Origin of the sequence: Variovorax raffinosi (assembly GCF_051216615.1) — a bacterium.
Classification (GTDB): Bacteria; Pseudomonadota; Gammaproteobacteria; order Burkholderiales; family Burkholderiaceae_C; genus Variovorax.
Genome location: NZ_JBPJZR010000018.1, coordinates 15125 through 38628, shown reverse-complemented (window position 1 = coordinate 38628; position 23504 = coordinate 15125). Strand labels below are relative to the sequence as shown.

Annotated in this window: 19 protein-coding genes; 12 read left to right on the top strand and 7 right to left on the bottom strand. The window is 60.0% G+C overall.

Going from position 1 to position 23504, the window contains the following annotated elements; all coding sequences use genetic code 11:
• Positions 1 to 77 precede the first annotated feature (77 nt).
• Genes ACSFB7_RS34085 through ACSFB7_RS34075 form a run of 3 tightly spaced genes read left to right on the top strand, consistent with a single transcriptional unit; the run spans position 78 to position 4812 of the window.
• Positions 78 to 1559, top strand: coding sequence for an efflux transporter outer membrane subunit (locus tag ACSFB7_RS34085; RefSeq protein WP_435476758.1), 1482 nt, complete (start codon positions 78 to 80; stop codon positions 1557 to 1559).
• 39 nt (positions 1560 to 1598) lie between these two features.
• Entirely contained in the window at positions 1599 to 2831 is a 1233-nt protein-coding gene (locus ACSFB7_RS34080; RefSeq protein WP_435476757.1) for an efflux RND transporter periplasmic adaptor subunit, read from the top strand.
• Between the two features lie 19 nt (positions 2832 to 2850).
• Entirely contained in the window at positions 2851 to 4812 is a 1962-nt protein-coding gene (locus ACSFB7_RS34075) for a MacB family efflux pump subunit (RefSeq protein ID WP_435476756.1), read from the top strand.
• A gap of 680 nt (positions 4813 to 5492) precedes the next feature.
• Here the strand turns inward: ACSFB7_RS34075 and ACSFB7_RS34070 are convergent.
• Together ACSFB7_RS34070 and ACSFB7_RS34065 are read right to left on the bottom strand one after the other, a co-directional pair.
• A complete protein-coding gene (locus tag ACSFB7_RS34070) occupies positions 5493 to 6770 on the bottom strand; it encodes a bifunctional O-acetylhomoserine aminocarboxypropyltransferase/cysteine synthase (protein ID WP_435476755.1) in 1278 nt (425 codons plus the stop codon).
• 119 nt (positions 6771 to 6889) lie between these two features.
• Positions 6890 to 7810, bottom strand: a complete 921-nt coding sequence (locus ACSFB7_RS34065; RefSeq protein WP_435476754.1) for an IclR family transcriptional regulator — start codon at positions 7808 to 7810, stop codon at positions 6890 to 6892.
• Between the two features lie 175 nt (positions 7811 to 7985).
• On the opposite strand from ACSFB7_RS34065, the gene ACSFB7_RS34060 reads away from it, so the two are divergent.
• From ACSFB7_RS34060 to ACSFB7_RS34020, 9 genes are all read left to right on the top strand, one after another.
• Complete coding sequence (locus ACSFB7_RS34060) at positions 7986 to 8789, top strand: SDR family NAD(P)-dependent oxidoreductase (protein WP_435476753.1); 804 nt, start codon at positions 7986 to 7988, stop codon at positions 8787 to 8789.
• A gap of 662 nt (positions 8790 to 9451) precedes the next feature.
• Positions 9452 to 10315 carry a PCC domain-containing protein gene (locus ACSFB7_RS34055; RefSeq protein ID WP_435476752.1) on the top strand — a complete coding sequence of 288 codons (864 nt, stop codon included), beginning with the start codon at positions 9452 to 9454 and terminating at the stop codon, positions 10313 to 10315.
• Positions 10315 to 12630 (top strand): molybdopterin-dependent oxidoreductase, encoded by a 2316-nt coding sequence (locus ACSFB7_RS34050; RefSeq protein ID WP_435476751.1) that lies wholly within the window; start codon positions 10315 to 10317, stop codon positions 12628 to 12630. Before ACSFB7_RS34055 ends, ACSFB7_RS34050 begins: the two co-directional genes overlap by 1 nt.
• 37 nt (positions 12631 to 12667) lie before the next feature.
• A complete protein-coding gene (locus ACSFB7_RS34045) occupies positions 12668 to 13687 on the top strand; it encodes a TRAP transporter substrate-binding protein (protein WP_435476750.1) in 1020 nt (339 codons plus the stop codon).
• A 128-nt stretch (positions 13688 to 13815) separates the two neighbouring features.
• The gene (locus ACSFB7_RS34040; protein WP_435476850.1) at positions 13816 to 15627 is read left to right on the top strand and encodes a TRAP transporter large permease; all 1812 of its coding nucleotides are present in this window, start codon (positions 13816 to 13818) and stop codon (positions 15625 to 15627) included.
• 14 nt (positions 15628 to 15641) lie between these two features.
• Positions 15642 to 16493 carry a transketolase gene (locus tag ACSFB7_RS34035; RefSeq protein ID WP_435476749.1) on the top strand — a complete coding sequence of 284 codons (852 nt, stop codon included), beginning with the start codon at positions 15642 to 15644 and terminating at the stop codon, positions 16491 to 16493.
• Entirely contained in the window at positions 16490 to 17500 is a 1011-nt protein-coding gene (locus ACSFB7_RS34030; RefSeq protein WP_435476748.1) for a transketolase family protein, read from the top strand. The genes ACSFB7_RS34035 and ACSFB7_RS34030 overlap by 4 nt, the downstream gene beginning before the upstream one ends.
• A gap of 92 nt (positions 17501 to 17592) precedes the next feature.
• The gene (locus ACSFB7_RS34025; protein WP_435476747.1) at positions 17593 to 18375 is read left to right on the top strand and encodes an SDR family NAD(P)-dependent oxidoreductase; all 783 of its coding nucleotides are present in this window, start codon (positions 17593 to 17595) and stop codon (positions 18373 to 18375) included.
• Between the two features lie 66 nt (positions 18376 to 18441).
• A complete protein-coding gene (locus tag ACSFB7_RS34020) occupies positions 18442 to 18594 on the top strand; it encodes a hypothetical protein (RefSeq protein WP_435476746.1) in 153 nt (50 codons plus the stop codon).
• 26 nt (positions 18595 to 18620) lie between these two features.
• Here ACSFB7_RS34020 and ACSFB7_RS34015 read toward each other — a convergent pair whose 3' ends face one another.
• The 5 genes from ACSFB7_RS34015 to ACSFB7_RS33995 all read right to left on the bottom strand — a co-directional run bounded on the left by ACSFB7_RS34015 (position 18621) and on the right by ACSFB7_RS33995 (position 23503).
• On the bottom strand, positions 18621 to 18803 hold the full coding sequence (locus ACSFB7_RS34015) for an IS66 family transposase (protein ID WP_435476745.1): 183 nt from the start codon (positions 18801 to 18803) through the stop codon (positions 18621 to 18623).
• A 391-nt stretch (positions 18804 to 19194) separates the two neighbouring features.
• The gene (locus ACSFB7_RS34010) at positions 19195 to 20406 is read right to left on the bottom strand and encodes an MFS transporter (protein ID WP_435476744.1); all 1212 of its coding nucleotides are present in this window, start codon (positions 20404 to 20406) and stop codon (positions 19195 to 19197) included.
• A gap of 3 nt (positions 20407 to 20409) precedes the next feature.
• Complete coding sequence (locus tag ACSFB7_RS34005) at positions 20410 to 21756, bottom strand: MFS transporter (RefSeq protein WP_435476743.1); 1347 nt, start codon at positions 21754 to 21756, stop codon at positions 20410 to 20412.
• Between the two features lie 105 nt (positions 21757 to 21861).
• Positions 21862 to 22311: a MaoC family dehydratase gene (locus ACSFB7_RS34000; protein WP_435476742.1), complete on the bottom strand. Its 450-nt coding sequence runs from the start codon at positions 22309 to 22311 to the stop codon at positions 21862 to 21864.
• A gap of 19 nt (positions 22312 to 22330) precedes the next feature.
• Positions 22331 to 23503: a thiolase family protein gene (locus ACSFB7_RS33995; RefSeq protein ID WP_435476741.1), complete on the bottom strand. Its 1173-nt coding sequence runs from the start codon at positions 23501 to 23503 to the stop codon at positions 22331 to 22333.
• Position 23504: the final 1 nt, after the last annotated feature.

Here is a 23504-nt window from a genome sequence, read left to right as displayed (position 1 = left end):
TGATCAGCACGATGGCGACGGCGACGCATGGTCTCGCCCGCCCCCCCCACTCCCTGCCCCAACGCTGCGCACCCGTCATGGCGTTGCTGGTCAGCATGTTCCTTGTGGCCGGCTGCGCCGTGGGCCCTGACTACCACGCACCGCCGGTAACGTTGCCCGCCCAATGGGCCACGACGCAAGATCGCACACTGTCGTCCGCCGCACCGGACCTGTCCCGGTGGTGGACGCGTCTGGACGATCCGCTTTTGAATGAACTTGTGGAAGAGGCAGTAGCCGGCAATTTGGATGTGGCTACCGCGAGTGCCAAGATTCGTGAGGCTCGGGCCACTTACAACCAGGCAGCCGGCTCGTTGGTCCCATCGTTGACGGGCACAGCGTCCGCAACACGGTCCGGCAGCAACGGCGTTGCGTCCGGCGGGACAACCGGCACGACAACTACCGGTCTCACGACCTCCTCAGGCGGCAATACATTCAAGGCGGGGTTCGATGCGAGTTGGGAGCTGGACCTCTTCGGTGCCAACCGGCGCGCGGTCGAAGCGGCGGGTTATGGCGTGGACTCCGCCCAGTGGAGTCTGCGCTCAACGCTGCTCACCCTGATCGGCGATATCACATCCAACTACATTCAGGCGCGCGGCTACCAGACTCGTCTCGCACTGGCTCGCGACACCGTCTCATCGCAAGAAGAAACAGCACGGATCACGCAAGTCAAGTTCGACGCAGGCGCATCTTCCGGCCTGGATGCTGCCAATGCTACAGGCCAGGCGCAAACCACCAAGGCGGCGATTCCAACGTTGGAAAGCTCCTACGCACAGACCGTGCATAGCCTGTCTGTCCTGACGGGCCAGGCACCGGCTGCGCTGATGCAGCGTCTGCAGGCGGTTGAGCCGATCCCCACGCCACCGTTGCCAATCGCGCTCGGCATTCCTGCGAACGTGCTGCTCGCCCGTCCGGACGTTCTGCTGGCTGAACGCCAATACGCCCAATACACAGCCAAGATCGGCCAGGCAGAAGCGGCGCGCTACCCGAGCGTCAGCCTGACCGGCAGTCTGTCGACCTCTGGCAAACAGGTCGGCGACTTGGCAAAGCATTCTTCGATCGGTTGGTCATTCGGTCCGTCCGTGACACTTCCGCTTTTTAATGGCGGCAAGCTGAAGGCTGCGGTGGACATCACTCGGGCACAGCGTGATCAATATTTCATCGCCTACCAGTCCTCTGTATTGGCCGCGCTCAAAGATGTGGAGAACGCTGCAGTCGGCCTGTCCCAAGAGACGGAGCGTGTCCAGAACCTGGAGGCCTCGGTCGAGGCCTATCGCCAAGCGGCGCGCCTATCCCAGGTCCTCTATCAGGCCGGCTCCACGGGCTTCCTGGATGTGCTGACTGCCCAGCGATCGCTTTATACGTCGCAGGATGCGCTGATCCAGAGCCGGGTGCTGATCACCACTCAATATATTGCGCTGAACAAGGCGTTAGGCGGCGGCTGGGACGGTGAGATCGATACGTCAACGCCAGCCGTTAGCGACTCCTATAACGGGCCACGTCTGTCCAGGAGTGCTAAATGAGTACAGCTTGGCTTGGCGTGGCTTGAAGAATGGCCTGAAATGAAAAATCCTCTTTTCTTCCGACCGAGTGCACGCGTTGTGCTCATCGGAGTGTTAGTACTGGGTGTGCTTGCCGCTGCTGTCTGGGCTTGGGTCGCACTGGCCTCGCCGACAACCCCTTCACTGATCACCGCGCAGGTGGCCCGAGGTGATGTGGAACAAAGTGTGCTCGCAAGCGGTACCTTGAAACCCGTGAGGCTGGTGGCGGTGGGCGCGCAGGTGTCAGGCCGGCTGACTGCACTGAAGGTCGCGCTTGGACAGAAGGTCTCCAAGGGCGACCTCATTGCGCAGATCGACTCGGTCACCCAGGAGAATGCCTTGCGCACGGCAGAAGCTGCATTAGCCAACTTGCGGGCGCAACGCGACGAAAAAATAGCAACGCTGGCGCTTCATAATCTGACGCTCGCTCGGCAGCAGACGCTCATCGAACAGAAGGCCATCGCGCAGTCAGACCTGCAGACTGCCGACGCGAATGTCAAAACCACGCAAGCGCAGATCCGCGCGCTTGACGCGCAGATCATTCAAGGTGCAGTCGGAGTTTCCACCGCGCAAGCCAACCTGGCCTACACGCGGATCACCGCGCCCATCGCGGGAGTAGTGCTGTCCGTCGTCACGCAGGAGGGTCAGACGGTCAACGCCGCGCAGTCGGCGCCAACCATCGTCATTCTGGGACAACTGGACACGATGACCATCCGAGCAGAAATTTCGGAGGCCGATGTTGTCAAAACGGCGTCGGGACAGAAGGTTTACTTCACCATCGTCGGCGACCCTGCCCGCCGCTACGATGCCACGCTAGCTTCGATCGAGCCCGCACCGGAATCGATCCGCAGCGACTCGAGCTTTAGCACGTCCTCGACGTCGACATCGAGTTCCTCCTCGTCGACCTCTTCATCGGCCGTCTATTACAACGGCCTGTTCAACGTACCGAATGTCGAAGGGCGGCTTCGGACGTACATGACTGCGCAAGTCCACATTGTTCTCGGCGAAGCCAAAGGTGTTCTGACAATTCCGTCTTCGGCGCTTACGAAAGGTGCTGGAACCAGTCCCTACGTCGTTCGGGTGAAGGACGATAAAGGCAAACTTTCCACGCGCGCGGTCACCGTGGGACTGAATGACAAGGTAATGGCCGAGATCCAGTCCGGACTGAAGGAGGGTGAGCAGGTCGTGATCGGTGAAGCGTCCAAGGCCTCCTCCTCTACGTCCATGGGCGGCCCTCCGCCCATGGGCTTGTGAGGAAAGAACGGTGATTGCCATGACCGAACCGCTCATCGCGATGCGCGCGTTGCGGCGCGAGTTTCCTTCTGGCGACAGCACTATCGCTGTACTCCACGATATCAGTCTCACCATTCGATCTGGCGAAATGGTGGCGATCATCGGCCCGTCCGGCTCCGGCAAGTCCACCCTGATGAACATCCTGGGATGCCTGGACCGGCCAAGTGGCGGCAGCTACCGGATTGCGGGCCAGGAAACCGCCGATCTTGACGCCGATGAACTGGCCAAGCTGCGACGCGAACACTTCGGGTTCATCTTCCAACGCTACCATCTTCTGCCCGAACTGAGTGCACTCGCAAATGTCGAGATGCCAGCGATCTATGCCGGACGTCCGACGGAGGACCGCAGGCAACGTGCGCAAGCTCTGCTGGAGCGACTGGGCATGACACAACGGACGACCCATCGGCCTGGGCAACTCTCAGGCGGTCAACAGCAGCGCGTGTCCATAGCCCGCGCGCTGATGAACGGAGCGTCGGTGATTCTCGCTGATGAGCCCACTGGCGCCTTGGACAGTCACAGCGGAGAGGAGGTGTTGCGCATCCTGGATGAGCTGCATGCCGAAGGTGTGACGGTCATCATCGTCACACACGACATGGCGGTCGCCCGCCGGGCGGACCGCATCATCGAGATCAGCGATGGCCAAATCCTCTCTGATCACGGGAGCGATGCGGTTGGTCCAGCGCCGAGTGAGCCAGCGTCTTTTTCGGTGCACAGCCCTAAAGAAGGTGCCAGCCGCCTGATCGGCGTGCAGTTGAAGGAAGCATTTCGCATGGCATTGGTGGCCATGAACGCCCATCGCCTGCGCACCTTCCTGACGATGCTCGGCATCATCATTGGCATCGCCTCCGTGGTTTGTGTGGTGGCCCTCGGCGAAGGCTCTCGGCAGAAGGTTCTCGCTGACATCTCCGATCTCGGAACAAACACGTTGGAGATTTTTGCGGGGACTGGTTTCGGGGACATGCGCTCCGCGCGGGTAACCACTCTCGTGGCAGCAGATGCGACCGAATTGGCCAAGTTGCCTTATGTAGCAGCTGTCACGCCCACGGTCTCCACGTCCAAGACAGTTCGCTTCGAGGCCATCGAAGCCAGCGCGCTGGTCAACGGTGTGAGCGAAAAGTATTTCGTGGCAAAAGGATCCAAGCTGCTTGAGGGTCAGTTTTTCGATGCCGACAGTGTCCAAACGCGAGCACAGGATGTGGTGATTGATGAGAACACGCGCAAGACCCTGTTCGCAGATGCTGCTGGTGGTGTGATCGGAAAACTCATCCTGGTTGGCAAGGTGCCTTGCCGAATCGTCGGCGTGGTCCAGACTCAGCAAGGCGGATTCGGGTCAAGTCAGAACCTGTCGCTGTACCTGCCGTACACGACTGTGCAGACGCGCATCCTGGGCACCGCCTCGCTGCGGAGCATCACCGTGCGCGTGGCGGACAATGTTGCTCCTGGCGACGTGGAATTGGCCATCTCACAGTTTTTGCTTCAGCGTCATGGCACCAAAGACTTCTTTGTCCTGAACACAGACGACATTCGAAAAACCATTACCGGTGCGACGCAGACAATGACGGTCTTGATTGCAGCCATCGCGCTTATCTCGTTGCTCGTCGGGGGGATTGGAGTGATGAACATCATGCTGGTGTCAGTGTCCGAGCGCGTTCCGGAGATCGGTGTACGAATGGCTGTCGGAGCCCGGCAAGAAGACATACTGCAGCAGTTCCTAATCGAGGCAGTGCTCGTTTGCCTGGTCGGCGGCGTCCTTGGCATTGGGAGCGCGCTCGCCTTCGGCACCGTGTTCACGGCTTTCGGTTCGAGCTTCCCTCTGGTCTATTCGGGAACATCGATCATGGTGGCGTTCGCATGCTCTAGCCTGATCGGTATCATCTTCGGCTACCTGCCGGCGCGCAACGCTTCCATGCTGGACCCTGCGACCGCGTTGTCCAAGGTTTAGGTGAATGGCAGCAGCACATGCGGGGCGAGTTTCAAGTCGGGCTCGCGCGTAGCGAAAGCCCAGCACCCTTTGACTACGGCCTCTCGATCAGGTGTAGACGGCGTGAAGCACCATGGTGAACGGAACGCGCCATGTGTGCCTGTAGCCCGTGTCGGCGATAGCAGTCCGCTGGTTGTTGTTGCACGACAATATCTCTCGCGGCTGGAGGTAGTTGTCATCGAACGAGACCCTCTCGCCGCCGCGTGTAGGTAGGCTCTTCGGCGACACCGCGCGCGCAGAAGCCGTTGCAGCTGGGCTCCGAGGTCCAGGCGCTTCGACCGCCGTATTAAGGCAGCCTCTGCTCACGCGTCCGGGCTTGCCGATGCGCAATCATCAAGTCCCAGGGGCCCAGAGCCTCGTGGCCTTGCTCCGGCCGCGCCCAAGCGAGAGCACCGCCCCCCTCCCGCCGGCGTGACGTCGGCGCGGAAGTTGGCGCCGGCCACCGTGTAGCAAGTAAATGCGTCGATCAGAGGGCGGGCAGCTTTTGCTCTGCGGACGGGCGGGCGGCCTTACACGCTCATAGCGTCAAAGACCCACTATCGGTCCTCCCGTGTGTTTCGGTTCACTGTGCCGGCTGTGCCAGCCATTCAGGATGACGACCGTTAAACTGCGTGCTCGTCGAGGGCAGCGTGCCGATGCTTCTAGCCGGCGGCCGCAGCCAACGCCTGCGTGAGGTCGTCCAAAAGGTCGTCGCAGTGCTCAATCCCAACAGACAGTCGCACCATGTCCCGCGGGACCCCGGCCTCTTCAAGCTCTTTCTCGTCGAGTTGGCGGTGGGTTGTTGAAGCAGGATGACAGGCCAGGGACTTGGCGTCGCCGATGTTCACCAGGCGGACGAATAATTTGAGAGCATCGATGAAACGTGCGCCGGCTTCGTGCCCTCCCTTTACCCCGAACGACAAGATGGAGGCCGGCCGGCCGCCCATGTAGCGTTTGGCCAATTCATGCTCGGGGTGGTCAGTCAGCCCAGCGTACTTTACCCATGACACCGCGGGATGCTCACGCAAGAACGTAGCGACCTTCAAAGCATTCTCCGTGTGACGCTCCATCCGTAGCGCAAGCGTTTCGAGACCCTGCAAGATCAAGAACGCATTGAACGGCGACAGCGCGGCCCCGGTGTTGCGCAATGGCACGACACGGCACCTTCCAATGAACGCGGCTGCTCCGAATGCTTCCGTGTAGGTAACACCGTGGTATGACGGGTCGGGCGTGTTCAACATGGAAAACCGGGCCGCGTTCTCGCGCCAGGGAAAGGCACCCGAGTCCACGACGATGCCGCCAATGCTGGTGCCATGACCGCCCATGTACTTCGTGAGGGAGTGCACCACGATGTCTGCGCCGTGTTCGAACGGTCTGCACAGCATCGGCGTGGCCACGGTGTTGTCGACGATGAGCGGGACTCCGTGCTTGTGCGCCACGTCGGCCAGGGCCCGGATGTCAACGATGTTGCCCGCGGGGTTGCCGATGGATTCGCAGAACACTGCTTTTGTCCTCGCATCGATCAACGCCTCGATGCCCGCCACATCGTCGTGGCCTGCAAAACGCGTCGTGATGCCGAAGCGCGGGAGGGTGTGCGCGAACAAGTTGTACGTGCCTCCATAGAGCTTTGCAACCGAGATGATGTTGTCACCGGCTTCAGCGACCGTTTGAATCGCGTACGTGATCGCCGCCATGCCGGATGCAACGGCCAATGCGCCAACACCCCCTTCCAATGCAGCGACTCGTTTCTCGAGCACGTCGTTGGTCGGATTCATGATGCGCGTGTAGATGTTGCCCGCGACCTTCAGGTCAAACAGATCCGCACCATGTTGCGTGTCGTCGAACGCGTAAGCGGCCGTCTGATAGATGGGCACGGCGACGGACTTCGTCGTCGGGTCGGGGCTGTAGCCGCCGTGGATGGTGATGGTTTCCAGTTTCATAGGTGTCTCCGGTGGGCTGAAACATGACCGCGTTGCGCCCGACGGCTCATGCGAATCAGTGAAAAATCTTTGACTTGGCTAGCGTACGCTGCGCTGTCGAGACAGGCCGCAAAACGTCGTCAGCGATATGGCTTTCTTGCCTGTTCGGCACGAGTCGGCACCTTTTTCTCGTCGGCGACTGTGGGCTTCGTTCTCGCCATCAATTTCCTGCGCAGCTTCTCCGCTTCCTCTCGCATGAGCGGTACCAGAGACTCCTGGCGCGCTTCGGGCAACCGGGTGTCGATCGCGCCGATGGAGAGCGCCGCATTGGGTTGACCGAACTGGTCATAAACAACGACGCCGATGCCCCAAGAACCAGGGTGCACCAGACCGCGGTGTGCTGCAAATCCCCTCGCCCGGGTTTCGACCACGAGCGTCTTCAGACTGTCCACAGATATGGCCGGATACTTTTCTCCATAGATGAGGGCGTTGTCGGCAAGGATCGAATCAACTTCTTCATCTGGCAATGCAGCCAGGATGGCGATGCTCCCTGCACCCACACCTAAAGGGTGCCGGTCGCCAACCGACAGCACATGAGCCCGAATGGGATAGTCACCCTCTTCACGGTGCATGCAGACAGTGAAGTGTCCTCGGCGAACGGTCAAGAACGCTGTGTCTTGAGACACTTGGGCAAGACGCGCGACGCTGCTTTGTGCGAGTTGATGGATGCCGAACCGATCCTTCGCGAGCTCTCCCAACACATAGCTCTCATAGCCCAGGTGGTAGCGCTTGGTTGCGACGTCCTGCTCGACCAATCCCCCGCGGATCAACGCAAGCAGCAATCTGTGGACCGTCGGCTGCTTGAGCCCGCTCTCGGTCACGAGTTGACTGAGTGAAGCGCCTGCCGCGTGCAGCTTGGACACGTGCAACAGGACGGCAATGGCCCGGTCGATAGCCTGGGCCCCATCGGGGGCAGCGCCGCCTGCAGCAGTTCGGACCCGTCTTTCGCTACTTTCCATCGCTTCTCCGTTAGTTCTTAAATCCATATAGTGGATCTCCATGACTCACCAATTCTCTCGGTTTTATTTAAACCTCCACCTTACTTTTACAGAAGAAATAAGGGTTAGTACCTGCAGCAAGCGCGCCCGGATTCAGTATGGTCAAAATCAAGCGCCAACTTCATCAGTCCATTATATGGACTTCTAACATCTTTGTCATTTTTTGTAGAATTCCACCATGTTGCGAACACTTGAGGGCAAATCAGCCCTTGTCTTTGGCGCTGGATTCGAGGGCGACGGCTGGAGCAACGGAAAGGCCGCAGCGGTTGGCTATGCGCGCGCGGGGGCTTGCGTGGCGTGCGCAGACATCGACTTTGCAGCAGCAAAGGCCACTGCGGCGGTCATCGAAAGCGAAGGCCATCGGGCCATCGCCGTACATAGCGACGTGAGAAATTCGGAATCCGTCGAAGCCGCTACGCGCTCTGCACTGTCGTTCTCGGGCACTTTGGACATCCTTCATAACAACGTCGGCGTGACCCACATGGGTGGGCCCGTGGAATTGGATGAAAGCACCTTCCAGTTATCGCTGGACCTGAACCTGGGCTCGGTGTTTCGCACGGTCAAGGCAGCCGTGCCGCACATGCTCAAACAAGGCAGCGGCGCCATCGTCAACATTTCTTCGTTAGCAGCCTTGCGATGGACTGGTTACCCGTACTTCGCGTACTCGGCATCCAAAGCAGCCGTCAACCAAGCAACGGTCGCGATCGCCATGCAGTACGCGAGACAAGGCATTCGAGCCAACTGCATCATTCCTGGCGCAATCGACACGCCCCTCATCTACCGGCAAATCGCGTCCCAGTACGCATCCGTTGAAGAAATGCTGGCGGCGCGCAATCGGATGGTGCCACTGGGACACATGGGTGATCCATGGGACATCGCCAACGCGTCCGTGTTTCTGGCGTCAGACCAAGCCAAGTTCATCACTGGCATCTGCCTTCCAGTCGATGGCGGTCAAAGTTGCGCCACCGCGCCACTGGACTGACAACACCCATTCGCAATAACCCAGTCTAGGCAGCAACCGGCCGAAGGCTGCACATTCGCCAACTCCTGCGCCGACCCAGTGCAGGCCAACGCCAGTTGGCGCGCCCGCGCGCACGACTTGTCGCCACGCCAACGCAAGCAGCCTAACCCGCATCAACGGGACTGGAGTCGCTGCCCGCCGACGTCCCAGGCGCAGTCCTGCCAATCGCAAGGGCTGCGCGCGCGATCATTTTTAGCGGTGTCGCTCCGGCGGACCGCCTTCATGCGATCAAGAACTCGCAGCCCAAACGAGCTCGGCGACCCCCGCAATTTGCGCGCGGCCACAGCCGTCGGCAGCCTTGAATCGCTCACCGAACAAGTCCATAAAGTACGTTGTAAGCCCTCAAAACACGATATGACGAAATCCATAATATGGACTTTAAAAATCGCATGGGCCAGTACTCATCGAACTTCAACCTGTTTGATCCGAAGACCCCATGGAAAACCCCGATCCCGTGGCCGGCAATCCGCGAATAAAGTCCATTTGCCGCATTAATCCGGCAAAGACGATTAGTCCATAATATGGATTTACTGCAGTTTAGATACACCCATATTACGGACTTTAGTTTGTTACCTCTGGCCAACTCCTAGTTCAAATCCCTCGTTGACCTTCAACTAACGACCATGTTCACGACCCTCGTACAACCAGGAATTCCCGAGACCCAGCGACTGGAATCCATAGAGGGGCCGCTGCGCAGCGCCCGCTTCAGCGTTGCCGCAGGGGTAGCTCTGCTTGCAGGGATCAGCCAGGGGATGCATCACGCAGGCATGCGCAGTGGGACGCTTCGCATGGCGGACTTCGATGTGCACGCCCTGCAATACGTTCGGCCGACCGAGACGGACGACGAGGAGCACGTGGCGTTCTACAGCGCGACCCACCGCATCGATGCACCGGTCCGCATCCTGCTGGCGGTGGCGACTTTCGGCGAGAAGGATGGCCAGCCATTCGTGCATTGCCACGCTCTGTGGACGGACGACGAAGGCAAGGTCAAGGGCGGCCATCTGCATAACGACTGCGTACGAGTGTGCGAAGACACGCCAGTAACGGCCTGGGGGCTCGGAAATGCCGCAATGTCTGTCGAGTTCGATGCCGAGACGAACTTCAGCTTGTTCCGTCCCCGGGCAGTGCAAGAGAGGCTGCCTCCGCCCCACAACGCGTCTCGCTGCGTCGTCGCAAAAATCCGCCCGAACGAGGATCTGTTGACCAGCATCGAACACGCTTGCGAGCGGTACGGAATCCGTCGGGCGCGCATCGCCGGCAGCGTAGGCAGTGTGGTGGGTGCAACGTTCAGCGACGGCAGACGGGTATCCGACATCGCCACCGAGATCCTTGTGATCTCTGGACGCGTGGAGCCCGATGCCGAGGGGCCATGCGCTCAGTTGCGCATCGCACTGATCGATCCCAGGGGCGATGTCCATTTTGGGGAGCTCGCCCGCGGGGAGAACGCCGTGCTGATCTGCTTTGAGCTGGTGCTCGTTGAGGTCTGATGATGGCGCGGTACACCCTCTCCCATTGGGGCTTGTATGAGGTCGAGAAGACGGTCGCTGGAGATACGTCTATCGCCGCGTACCGGCACGATCCAGATCCATCCGCCATCGGACTGCACCAACTGGCGCCCGAACTCTCTCGACTCCGTGTACGCAAACCTGCGGTACGCAAAAGCTGGCTTGAGAACGGCCCCGGCGCAAATCCAGAACTCAGGGGGCGGGAAGCGTTTGTCGAAGTCGAATGGGACGAGGCGTCGGATTTGGTGGCCGCCGAGATCGACCGCGTGCGCACGACTCACGGCAATTCAGCTATCTTCGGCGGCTCCTACGGCTGGGCCAGCGCCGGGCGCTTTCACCACGCCCAGAGTCAGATTCACCGCTTTCTGAACGCAGCAGGCGGTTATGTTCGCCACAAGGACTCGTACAGCCTTGGGGCAGCACACGTGATCATGCCGCACGTGGTGGCTGGTATGGACGAGCTCATCAGCATCCATCACACGTGGGATGTGCTGGCCGAACACACCGAATTGCTTGTGACCTTTGGTGGTGTGCCGCACAAGAATGCCCAGTCATCTCCCGGTGGTGTCGGCCGCCACAGGGTGCGCGATGGGCTCGCGTCTTTGCACCGAGCCGGCGTGCGAATCGTGAACGTTGGACCCGTCAATGACAACATCGTGACGGGCGGCCCAATCGAATGGATCCAGCTGCGGCCCAACACCGACGTCGCGATGATGATGGCACTGTGCTGGGTGCTACGCGACGAGAAACTGCACGACGTCGATTTCTTGAGTCGGTACTGCGTGGGCTATGCCAATTTCGAGGCGTACCTGGTGGGTGCCACGGACGGCATCACCAAGACGCCGCAGTGGGCGGCAACCATCACGGGCGTTCCAGCAGAGGTGACGCACCAACTGGCCCGCGACATGGCCAAGAGCCGGACCATGCTCAACGTGGCTTGGTCTCTGCAGCGTGCCGAGCGAGGCGAGCAACCTTTCTGGGGCGTGGTAACCCTAGCCGCCATGCTGGGCCAGATCGGGTTGCCAGGGGGCGGATTCGGCGCCGGCTATGGACCTGCCAACACAATGGGAACGCCGCATCGCAAGATTGGTGGTCCTACCCTGTCGCAAGGCTTCAATCCAGTAAAGCAATTCATCCCGGTCGCGCGGATTGCGGATCTGCTTTCTAACCCCAATGAAGCCTTCACCTACGATGGGAAGACTTACACCTACCCTGACATCCGGATGGTGTATTGGGCCGGCGGCAACCCTTTTCATCATCATCAGGATCTGAATCGGCTGGTGAAGGCATGGCGACGGCCTGAAACGATCGTGTTTCACGAGCAGTATTGGACGGCTGCCGCGAAGTTTTCCGACATCGTACTGCCTGCGACGACCTCCTTGGAACGGGACGACATCGGCTACGCATCGCAAGAGGGTGTGCTGGTCTGGATGTCGAAAACGACGGAGGCCATCGGCGAAGCGCTCAGCGACTACGACATCTTCGCCGGGATCGCCAACAAACTGGGTTGCACCGACGTGTTCACCGAAGGACGCTCAGCCGAAGACTGGCTGAGGTTCATGTACGAAGACCTGACGCCAAAGTATCACCGCATCGGCATCGCACTTCCGGACTTCGAAGCCTTCAAAGAACTGGGACTGATTGATCTCGAAGCATCCGGGTCCAGCAACGTCATGTTCAGCGCCTTTCGCGAAGACCCACTGACCCACCCTCTCAAGACGCGCTCTGGTTTGATCGAGATCACGTGCCGTGACATCGAATCGTTTCAACTGAACGACTGCGGCGGTCACGCGGCCTGGCTGGCCCCGAGCGAATGGTTGGGATCCGATCTGACGGGCAAGTACCCGTTGCATCTGTTGACGGACCAGCCCCGCAACAAGTTGCACAGCCAGTTGGATGCGAGCCCTCACAGCATGGCCTCGAAGGTGAAAGGTCGCGAACCCGTGTACATGAGCGCCGAAGACGCGGGCGCCAGAGGCATCCAACACGGGGATCTGGTGCGCGTGTTCAATGACCGAGGCGCTTGCTTGGCCGTCGCCACCATTTCGGCCGACGTGATGACGGGCGTCTGCCGTATCTCCACTGGCTCCTGGTACGACCCCGATCAGGACACCGGTCTCGACAAGCACGGCAATCCCAACGTCCTGACCAACGACGTTCCGGCTTCCGGACTGTCGCAAGGCTGCGCTGCCCAATCGTGCCTCGTTGAACTGGAGCGCTTTACGGGCGAGCCTCCGCCCGTGACCGCCTTCGAACTGCCCGTCTTTGCCGACCGGGCCGATAACCGCGGCATCTGACGGCTTCCCTTTCATCATTTTCACAAGGAGACATGTCATGTATCAACTTTCACGTCGCAAGATGTTTGGCGTCGCGACGAGCACAGCGCTCGGATTGTCCGCCTGGGTCCATTCGCGTCCAGCGCGCGCTGCGGATTTCACCCTGAAGTACGCGAACAACGCGCCTGCGGCCCACCCTCTCACGGTCCGCATGAAGGAAGCCGCGGAAGCGATCCGCGCCGAGACCAATGGCAAGGTGGACCTTCAGGTCTACTTCAACAGCCAGCTTGGCGGCGACACCGACATGCTCGCCCAGTTGCGTGCGGGTGGCTTGGATTTCTTCACGCTCTCACCCCTGATCCTTTCTTCCATGGTGCCCAAAGCGGCAATAAGCGGCATCGGTTTCGCGTTCTCTGACTACCAGAAAGTATTCAGCGCCATGGACGGCGAGCTCGGCTCGTTCGTCCGCGCAGAGATCGGCAAAACCGGTCTGCATCCATTCGAGAAAATTTTCAACAACGGATTCCGCCAGATCACGACGTCTACGCGCGCGATCAATCAACCGGCCGACCTGAAAAATCTCAAGATCCGCGTCCCACCTGCGCCATTGTGGACATCGATGTTCAAGAGCTTCGATGCGGCGCCCCTCTCGATCAACTTTGCGGAGGTCTATTCCTCATTGCAGACCAAGATTGCCGACGCGCAGGAAAACCCGCTTGTGACCATTGACTCGGCCAAGCTCTACGAAGTCCAGAAGTTCCTGTCGAAGACCAACCACATGTGGGACGGATTTTGGTTCCTAGCAAGCGGGAAGACCTGGAACAAGCTGCCGGCGGACGTGCGCCAAGTCATTGAAAAGCAGGTGAATCGCTTCTGCCTGCTGCAACGCGAAGACGTCATTTCGCAAAACGTGTCGCTCGAGAAGCACGTGGCCGACAGCGGTGTAGCCATCAACAGCGTGGACAGCAAGCCGTTCCAGGCGAAGCTCAGGTCAGCTGGTTTTTACAAGGAGTGGCAGAACCGACTCGGCGACCCGCTGTGGGCCCTGTTGGAAAAGAGCGCTGGAGCTTCGCTCTAAGGCCTATGGAGCCCGCCGCGCCGGGCTTCATCCGTATTGACGTCAAGGATGTTGCGATGAAAGCAGCCGTTTTCCCTCCCATAAGCCAACCGACAGGGCTATCTCGCTTTGCGGGCAGCTTGGATGCCATGATGCGTCCTTTCATCGAGATCCCGTGCGCCCTGCTCGTGGTGATTGACATCGTCGTACTTTCCGTCGGCGTGGCCAGTCGGTACGTTTTCCACAGCCCACTGGTGTGGTCGGACGAGCTTGCGTCGATGGTGTTTCTTTGGTTGGCCATGCTCGGCTCCGTGGCCGCCTTCCAGCGAGGCGAGCACATGCGCATGACGGCGCTTGTGGGCAAACTCAAGCCGGATGCGCGAGCCTTTGTCGACGTGGTCGCCATCGTGGTGCCAATCACGTTCCTTCTGCTGGTGCTTCACCCTTCATACGAGTTCGCCTCGGACGAAGTGATGATGACCACACCCGCGCTGGAAGTCTCGAATGCCTGGCGCGCGGCGGCACTGCCGAGCGGATTCGCGCTCATGACGGTGGTCGCCTTCCTCAAACTGGCACAGGTGACCAGCATGCGTCGCCTCCTCAGCGCAGTCGCTACCGTGACGGTAGTTGTAGCGGGATTTTGGTTCCTGCAGCCCGTTTTCGCAAAGCTGGGCAGCGCCAACTTACTGGTCTTCTTCGTGGGGTTAGTTGCCTTGATGGTCTTGACCGGCGTCCCCATAGCGTTCGCGTTCGGGCTTGCCACCTTCTCGTACCTCGGTCTTACAACGGCTACGCCGACTGTCATCGTGGTAGGTCGGATGGACGAAGGCATGGGACATCTGATCCTCTTGGCCGTCCCGATGTTCGTGTTCCTGGGTCTTCTGATTGAAATGACGGGCATGGCCAAGGCCATGATAGGATTTTTGGCCAGCCTGCTCGGCCACGTTCGCGGCGGCCTGAACTATGTGCTGATCGCAGCGATGTATCTTGTATCGGGCATTTCAGGATCGAAGGCCGCAGACATGGCAGCCATCGCCCCAGTGCTGTTCCCTGAAATGAAGAAGCGAGGTGCCAAACCGGGCGACCTCGTGGCGCTGCTGTCAGCCACCGGCGCGCAGACAGAAACAATCCCGCCCAGCCTGGTGTTGATCACCATCGGCTCCGTGACGGGCGTCTCCATCGCGGCGCTCTTCACAGGTGGCTTACTGCCCGGCGTGGTCCTCGGACTGGCGCTGTGTGTGCTGGTTTGGTGGCGCTACCGCGGCGAGAGCCTCGACGACGTTCAACGTGCCACCAAGCGCGAAATCTGGAACGCCTTCCTTGTCGCGCTGCCCGCGATGGCGTTGCCTTTCATCATCCGGGCCGCAGTGGTCGAGGGTGTGGCGACTGCCACGGAAGTCTCGACGATCGGCATCGTTTACGCCTGCCTGATGGGCATTCTGGTGTACCGCCAGTTCAAGCTGTCTCGACTGTTTCCGATGCTGGTGGACACCGCCTCTCTGACCGGCGCCATCCTGCTCATCATCGGCGCGGCCACCGCGATGGCATGGGCATTGACGCAATCCGGCTTCTCAGCGTCGCTTGCGCAATACATGTCCAGATTGCCCGGTGGTGCACCCGTGTTTATGGCCGTGTCCATCGTCGCGTTCATCGTGCTGGGAAGCGTGCTCGAGGGGATTCCCGCTGTGGTGCTTTTCGGCCCCCTGCTCTTTCCGATCGCAAAGGCGGTGGGCATCCATGAAGTGCATTACGCGATGGTGGTTGTGCTCTCCATGGGCCTTGGCCTCTTCGCTCCACCATTCGGCGTGGGCTACTACGCCGCCTGCGCGATCAGCAAGATACATCCCGACGAAGGCATCCGTCCGATCGTCGGTTACATGGTGGCGCTTTTCATCGGCGTGATCGTCGTCGCAGCCGTGCCCTGGATCTCTATCGGCTTCCTCGCCGCATCACAACCTTAAAAGGAAGATACTTCATGAAACTCCCCAAGGCAGAGCGTGTGCGCATCCTGGCAACGCGAGCGCACAAAGTTCGGATCAACGCTTTGCGCATGGCAGAGATCCACGGCCAAGGCTACATCGCCCAGGCGCTAGGCGTGGCCGATCTGTTGGCGGTCACCTACCTCGACTCGATGCAGACCCGGCCGCACGAGCCGAAATGGGAGGATCGTGACCGCTTCCTCCTTTCGGTCGGACACTATGGCATCGCACACTACGCCATCTTGGCAGAGGCCGGTTACATCGGTGAGGATGAACTCGACACGTACGGATGCGACGACAGCCGTCTCCCGATGTCGGGCATGTCGGGCTATACCCCGGGCGCAGAAATGTCTGGGGGCTCCATCGGCCTTGGTTTGCCGATGGCCGTAGGCATGGGTCTTGGACTGAAGCGCAAGAACAACAAGGCATTTGTCTACACGTTCATGGGCGATGGCGAGATGGCCGAAGGCCCGACCTGGGAAGCAGCGGCCGCCGCGTCGCACTTTGCGCTGGACAACATCATCGGCATCGTCGACTTCAACGGGGTCCAGGCCGACGGCCCGAGCACCCAGATCTTCAAGACGGAACCACTGACGGATAAGTTCCGCGCTTTCGGCTTCCACGTTCAACGCATCGACGGGAATGACCTGGAGGCGCTCGTCGATGCGTTTGAAACGGCGCGCACCCTGAAAGACGCCGTGCCGCGAATCATCATCTGCGACACGAAGATGGGCAAGGGCGTGGACTTTCTGGAAAAGCGTGAGAAAAACCATTTCATCCGTCTGGAAAAGCCGGAATGGTCAACAGCGTACGAGCGCCTTGGCGCAATGAAGAAAGAAGCAGCATGAACAACAGCACCGTGATGGAACAAGCAGCAGTCCAACCGCCGAAGCCCATGGCGCAAATCGCCTCAAACGTCGAGGAAGGGCATCGCGTCCGCGCCACCCCATTCGGCAAGGCACTGGTTGCCCTGGCCGAATCCGATCCTCGCATCGTCGGCATGAGCGCGGACCTGGCCAAGTACACCGACATGCACATCTTCGCGCAGGCCTTCCCTGACCGCTTCTACCAAGTCGGGATGGCCGAGCAGCTGATGGCAACGGCAGCCGGCGGATTGGCGAAGGAGGGCTTTGTTCCTTTCGCTTCGACCTACGCGACTTTCGCATCGAGACGCTGCTATGACTTCATGTCGCAAGCTGTCGCGGAGCAGAACGCCAATGTCAAACTGATCGGCGGCCTGCCTGGCTTGACCACAGGCTACGGCCCGAGCCACCAGGCGACAGACGACCTCGCCATCTTTCGTGCGATGCCGAATCTGGTCGTGATAGATCCCTGCGACGCGCTGGACATCGAACAAATCGTGCCTGCCATCGCAGCCTACCCCGGCCCTGTTTACATGCGGGTGCTGCGCGGCAACGTCCCATTGGTTCTTGACGAGTACGACTACAAGTTTGAGCTCGGGAAGGCCAAGGTCCTGCGAGGCGGCCGCGACGTCGTCATCATCGCGACCGGATTCATGACAATGCGGGCGTTGGATTCGGCCAAGGAGCTCGAGAAGGATGGCATCGACGTCAGCGTCGTGCATGTGCCAACGGTCAAGCCGCTGGACGAAGCGACGATCATCGCGGAAGCCAGTAAGGGCGGCCGCTTGGTCGTGGTCGCGGAGAACCACACGGCCATTGGCGGCTTGGGTGAAGCGGTTGCAGGCACATTGATGCGCGCAGGCGTGTCGTGCCCGTTCCACCAAATAGCCTTGCCGGATGCGTTCCTGCACGCAGGATCTCTGCCAGTCCTTCAGGACCGGTACGGCATCTCACGCAAGGCCATGATGGCCAGCATCAAGAGCTGGCTGTAACACCGCCGTTTCGCCAGCCGCGTCAGCGTACCAACTAGCGTTCGCGTCTAGCCGCCCATGCTGGCCCATCGCCATTCCAACAAAAATCCACCATGAATCACCAAGATCGTGTCTGCATCGTGACTGGAGGCGCCAGTGGCATCGGGCGCTGCATCGTAGAGAAGTTCGCGCTGGAGGAAAGGGCGACGGTATGCTTGCTCGATCGCAACGCCGAAAACGCCCACGCTGTGGCCGAGTCGGTGCGCGCGTCGGGCGGAACGGTGCATCCCTACGCAGTGGATTTGTCGGACATCGCTGCCATCGAACGCGTATTCTCGGATCTCGTCGCTGCCGTGGGCAGCCCGCAGATTCTGATCAACTGCGCCGGCTTCGCATCGGTGGAAGCGGCCGCCACATTCAACATCGACAACTGGCGCAAGAGCCTAGACATCAACGTGACGGCCGCCATGCGCCTTTCCCAACTCTGCATCGCCACCATGCGTGAGCATCGCTGGGGACGCATCGTGAACATCTCTTCTGTGAGTGCCGATCTGGCAGGAACCGGTCGCCTCGCCTATGGCACGTCTAAAGCAGCGCTCAACGCCATGACGCGCCAGTTTTCGGTTGAGGTGGCGCAAGACGGCATCACAGTCAACGCGGTCGCACCCGGCCCGGTCCAGACGTCTCTGACCGGTGAGAACCATGGCGGCAGCACGGCCGACGTCTACAAGAGCATGATCCCGATGGGCCGATATGGCTCCATGGAGGAGATCGCCTATGCCGTTTCGTTTCTTGCCTCTACCGGCGCCAGCTACTTGACTGGCCACACCCTGCCCGTGGATGGCGGATTCCTGGCAAGCGGCATCATCGTCCGTGACCTGTTCGACAACGCCTGAGAAGCAGTTCGGCGGATCCTGTCGTGTAGCGCAGCGAGTTCACGCACGACACGGTAAATTTACGAGATGCGTTCCAAGGTCTCAGCGGCCACTGCTGCGGCCGCCCTCGCGCAGCAGCTCGTCGAAGTTGTGTCAGGCGTGGGCAAGGCGACCGGCAGCCAATCGCTCACGCTGGGCGTCGATCACGCGGTCGTAGGCCGATTGTTCGTCAAGAACTAACTTACCTCGCCAGCACCCGTGCTCGGTCATTTGATCCCATCTGCGCCAAGGAACGGAATCAGGTACTGCGCCTCTCTTCCGGCGCAGAAATCGTAGACCACCATCGGCACCGCATCGAAGGCGCCCCTCGCAAATACCCAGACGTCGGCCCTTTTTGTCATGCCGGCGCCCGGGTCAAGCACGGCAACCGGGGTTTCATCGACGTGCATGGCTTAGCTGGAGCGTACGAAGCGCCTGACCGAAGCGCTCGGCGCGTAATTAGACCTTCGGGTATCTTTGAGGCTTCGGCGACAGATGGTGAGATGGTGGCACAAGATCAAATTTGAGCAGCTCGTCAAGCAGCCCTCACCGATCGAGTGTGCGCAGTGTATTGGCGGTGGGAACGTATGAAGACGGCCTACTTGTACGTCCGTCAGCGGTTTTCCACGCGTAGCAGGCCAAGCAGGCGGGCATAGACTGAATCGCCTTTTGCAACCCTGGCAGCTACGTTCGGAGCCGGGCTACTTCAGCCCGATGCAGTTCGAGCAAAGCTGGTTAACGGCGCAGCACAAATCTGCCGCTTGATGGTCGGGTTACGCACTCCGGTTTTCAGGGCCAATCTCAGCCTGGTCGCCCCAGAAGCGAACGCATCCCAATGAGGCCGATCAGTGGACCAGGGAGTAGAAGCCACGCAATCGAGTTGCCCATGGATTCCGCAACCGATGTCGCCAACAGGATGGACCACACGGTGATGAAGAAGCCAATTGAGTTCTGCAGTGCCAGGGCGCTCCCGATGGCGTGTGGAGGGCACGTGTGCGTCGAGACCGCAGAGAACTGGGGTGAGTCTGCAACAACCGTTGCGCCCCAAAGCAGCATGAGCACGGCCAGGGCGGATGGCGCAAGATAGTTGGCAGCAATCGGGAAGACCAGACAGCAAAGACCAGAAGTCGCCAGCGCTGCAGCAGCGATCTTGGCGCTGCCATAGCGCCGACTCAGCACGCCGCCCAGCAGGCAGCCCGAGGTTCCCGAAGCGATTATTGCGAATGACCAAGCCGATACACTGCCCAAACTTCCAGCGCGTCCAACCAGCGTCTGGCCCACCAGAACCGGCACAAGGGTCCAAAACGTATATAGCTCCCACATGTGCCCAAAGTATCCGAGAGACGCGCCCCGGAATGCATGATTTTTGAAAGCGTCTCCAATCCCGAACGACCTCGGCCCCGCTTTGGGCGCTCGTACCGCGTGAGGGCCATCCCCAAGGAAGAATACAAGCGCACCCGCAATGATAGCTAACACGGACGAAACGGAGACGACGTTCTGCCAGGGCCATCCCTGTCCAACGGCACGTAGACCATGAGGCAATGCTGTGCCCAGCGTCAGCATTCCAACGAGGAGTGCTAGCGAGGTGCCCGCTCGCTTAGGGTCCCACGACACGATCAATTTCATCCCAAGTGGATAGATGCCAGCGAGGCACAAGCCGACGCCAAACCTCATGACTAGGCCTGACGTCAGTCCTCCAGCCAAGGTGAACCCCAAATTCACGCCTGCACCAAGAATGCAACTTAAGGCGAAGATTCGACTTGCTGCAAAGCGATCAGCCAACCCTGTCATTGCGACAGAGAGGGTGCCGACGATAAAGCCGCCTTGCACGGCCATAGTTAACCACCCTATGTCCGAAACGCTCAAGCCCCAAGCTTTGACCAGATCGTCCGCCGCGCTGTTCGCACTGAACCAAAGCGATGTGCCGAGCAACTGCGCGAAGGCAACCACCGCGATGGCGGGGCGAATGCCGCCGGCGTTCGCTGGACTAGGCGACTTGAGCTTCTGCGTCATGAATCAGGTCACTTCTCGGTCATCGAGAGCATCGCGGTACGTCTCACGCGCCATGATGGTCGCAATGACGCTGATCAAACCCAAGCCCACCAAGTACGCCGCAATGCCCCAGGTCTTGCCTCCCTGCGCCGCCAAAAGTGCTGTGGCGATCATGGGTGCAAGACCACCTGATAGCACAGCGCCGACCGCGTAGCCAATGTTGGCACCACTGAGACGCACCTTCGTGCCGAACAGCTCAGAGAAATAGACGGCCTGAGGACCATACATGGCATCGTGAAGAACATTCAGCCCTACGACCATGGCAATCGTGATCAGCCAAACATTGCCGGTCTCGACCAAAGCGAAGAACGGAACAATGAAGATCATGGACGCGATATTGCCGAACAAGTAAACCTTCTTGCGCCCGATCAAATCAGAGAGGAGGGACCAAAGCGGAATGGTCACGATGCCGACGACGGACGAAATCAGGACTGCGTTCAATCCGACCGATCTCGGCATACCAAGAGTCCCCACGATGTAGCTCAGCATAAACACGCTGTAGATATAGAAAACCGCGTTCTGCAGCATCTTCATGCCGATGGTGATCATCAGTACCCGACGGCTACTACGCAGCAGATCGAGCGTCGGTTGCTCAGCGCGCTGCCCTGTCTCCTTGAGCTTCTGAAACACTGGTGACTCGTGAACGCCCATGCGGATGAACATGCCGATAACGATCATGACGATGCTGGCAAGGAACGGAATCCGCCAACCCCAAGCGAGCAGTTCTTCGTCCGTCAGCGCGTAGGACACAAGGGCAAAGACACCCGTTGAAAGAAGGAGGCCGAGGGGCACTCCCATCTGGGGAAAGCTGCCGTAGAGGCCTCGACGGTTCTTGGGCGCATGCTCCACGGCCATCACGACTGCCGATCCCCACTCGCCCCCGACTGCGAAGCCCTGGATCATGCGCAATGCGCAGAGCATGACGGCGGCCCAGATGCCCACGGACGAGTAGGTAGGCAGCAGACCTATCGCAACCGTGCTACCTCCCATCATCAAGAGGGAGATAACGAGCATCGCCTTGCGTCCGACCCGGTCGCCATAGTGGCCGAATATGGCAGCTCCGATAGGGCGTGCCGCAAAGCCCACTGCATAGGTAGCGAATGCAGCCAAAGTCCCCGCGAGGGGATTCATCCCAGGAAAAAAGAGCTTCGGAAACAGGAGGGCTGCATATGTTCCATAGATGAAGTAGTCGTACCATTCAACTGCCGTTCCGATAAGGCTCGCTGTCGCAACCTTGCGGTGCTGCGCGGCGGCTCGCGAATTGTTCTTATCTGCCGACAGGTGGCGCGCGTCGCCAAGTGTTGTGCTCATTGTCTGTCTCCTACTTGCTGTTTTTTCGACGAATAGTCACCCAGCCCGCTGCTTCAGCGGGAGAACGACAAGGCAAAGAAATGGAAGGCGGCCCCGCCGCGTGATTTATTGACGCATCAGCGCAACAGTGAACGTCGTGGCTGTGCCACTCAAACAGACTTCACCTTTCTGGTTTTTGACCGACACGACGACCTTGCAGATCGGCTTGTCTTCGCGAACACTGACGACCTCCAGTTGCGCGATCACCGTGTCGCCGACATAGACGGCTTTGGAAAAACTCAACTCCATGCCAAGGAAAACCGAGCCCGGCCCGGGCAAGTCTTCGGCCACCAGTGCGTTGAGTAAACCGGAGGTCACGCCACCCTGCACGATGAGTCCTCCGAACTGCGACGCCTTGGCCAGCGCCTCGTCAAAGTGAAGCGGGTTCCTGTCGCCGGAGATCTCCGTGAAGAGCTCGATGTCTCGTTGCCGCATCGTCTTGGTGCGCTCGGCGGTCACGCCCTGCTGGGGCATGCCCTTGATGGTCCCAGTCCATCCGTTCTTGCTGGCAGTCATGTTCGTTCCTATAGTTGAGTTAGAGGTTGCAGTTTTCGATAAGGACCGCAAGACCCTGTCCGCCGCCACCGCAAAGGGTGGCGATGCCGCGACGCAGGTTGCGCCGCCGCAGTTCGAGGGCAAGTGTCAGCAGCAATCTGAAGCCGCTGGCGCCCAAGGGGTGACCGAGGGCGATGGCACCCCCATTGACATTGACGACCTCGGGCGAAAGTCCCAGGTCTCTGCTGCTGGCGATAGCCACGCTGGCGAAGGCCTCGTTGATCTCATAGAGATCGATGTCAGCGACACTCAAACCGCATCGCTTGAGCAGGCGTCGAATGGCCATGGCCGGCTTCAGATGCAACGACGCATCCGGCCCGGCAACCAAGCCCCAGTCGACGATGCGTGCTAGCGCAGGCTGCTGCAGTCGCTCGAGGTGGTGTCCGCTGACAACGAGGCCAGCACTTGCTCCGTCGGACATTTGGGAGGAGTTTCCGGCTGTGATCGTCCCACCCTCGCCAAACGCCGGCTTGAGCATGGCCAAGCCCTCGATAGTTGTCTCCGGCCTGATCCCCTGGTCTTCACGGGCATGCACGTCTTCAAGCCGTAGCTCAAACAGTTCGCTCTGTTCAATCTTTGTTTGCGCTTGAGCTGCCCGCTGCTGAGACATTACGGCCCAACTGTCCTGATCATGGCGGGAGATTCCGAGCTCACGGTTAACGCGATCGGATAGCTCGCCCATCGAGGCCCCTGACAGAGCGCAGCCAAGACCATCGGTGAACAAGGCACTTCTGGTAGCGGCCATGTTGCTCTGTTCGTGCTGCGGGGGAATCAGCTGCGGCGCACGAGACATCGAGTCGAAGCCTCCTACAAGGTAGCTGTCACCCTCCCCGGAGCGAATGCGCCGAGCTGCCTCGCACACCGACTCCAGGCTTGCCAGGCAAACCGCGTTGAGTGTCATCGCGGGTGTCGTCATGGATATCCCAGCATGAACCGCCGCGATTCGAGCGGGGTTCTGCCCCAGGCCAGCCTGGACTACAACCCCCATCAGAACCCCATCGGGATTTCGGCCCCACGGCTGGCGAGCGAGCACCGCCTCGATGGCGAGCGCCCCCAGATCAAGAGCAGAGAGAGTGGCGAGGACCCCTTTGTATTTTCCGAAGGGGGTTCTCAGTCCATCAAGCAAGAACGCTTCTTGTGGTGCGACTGCCATG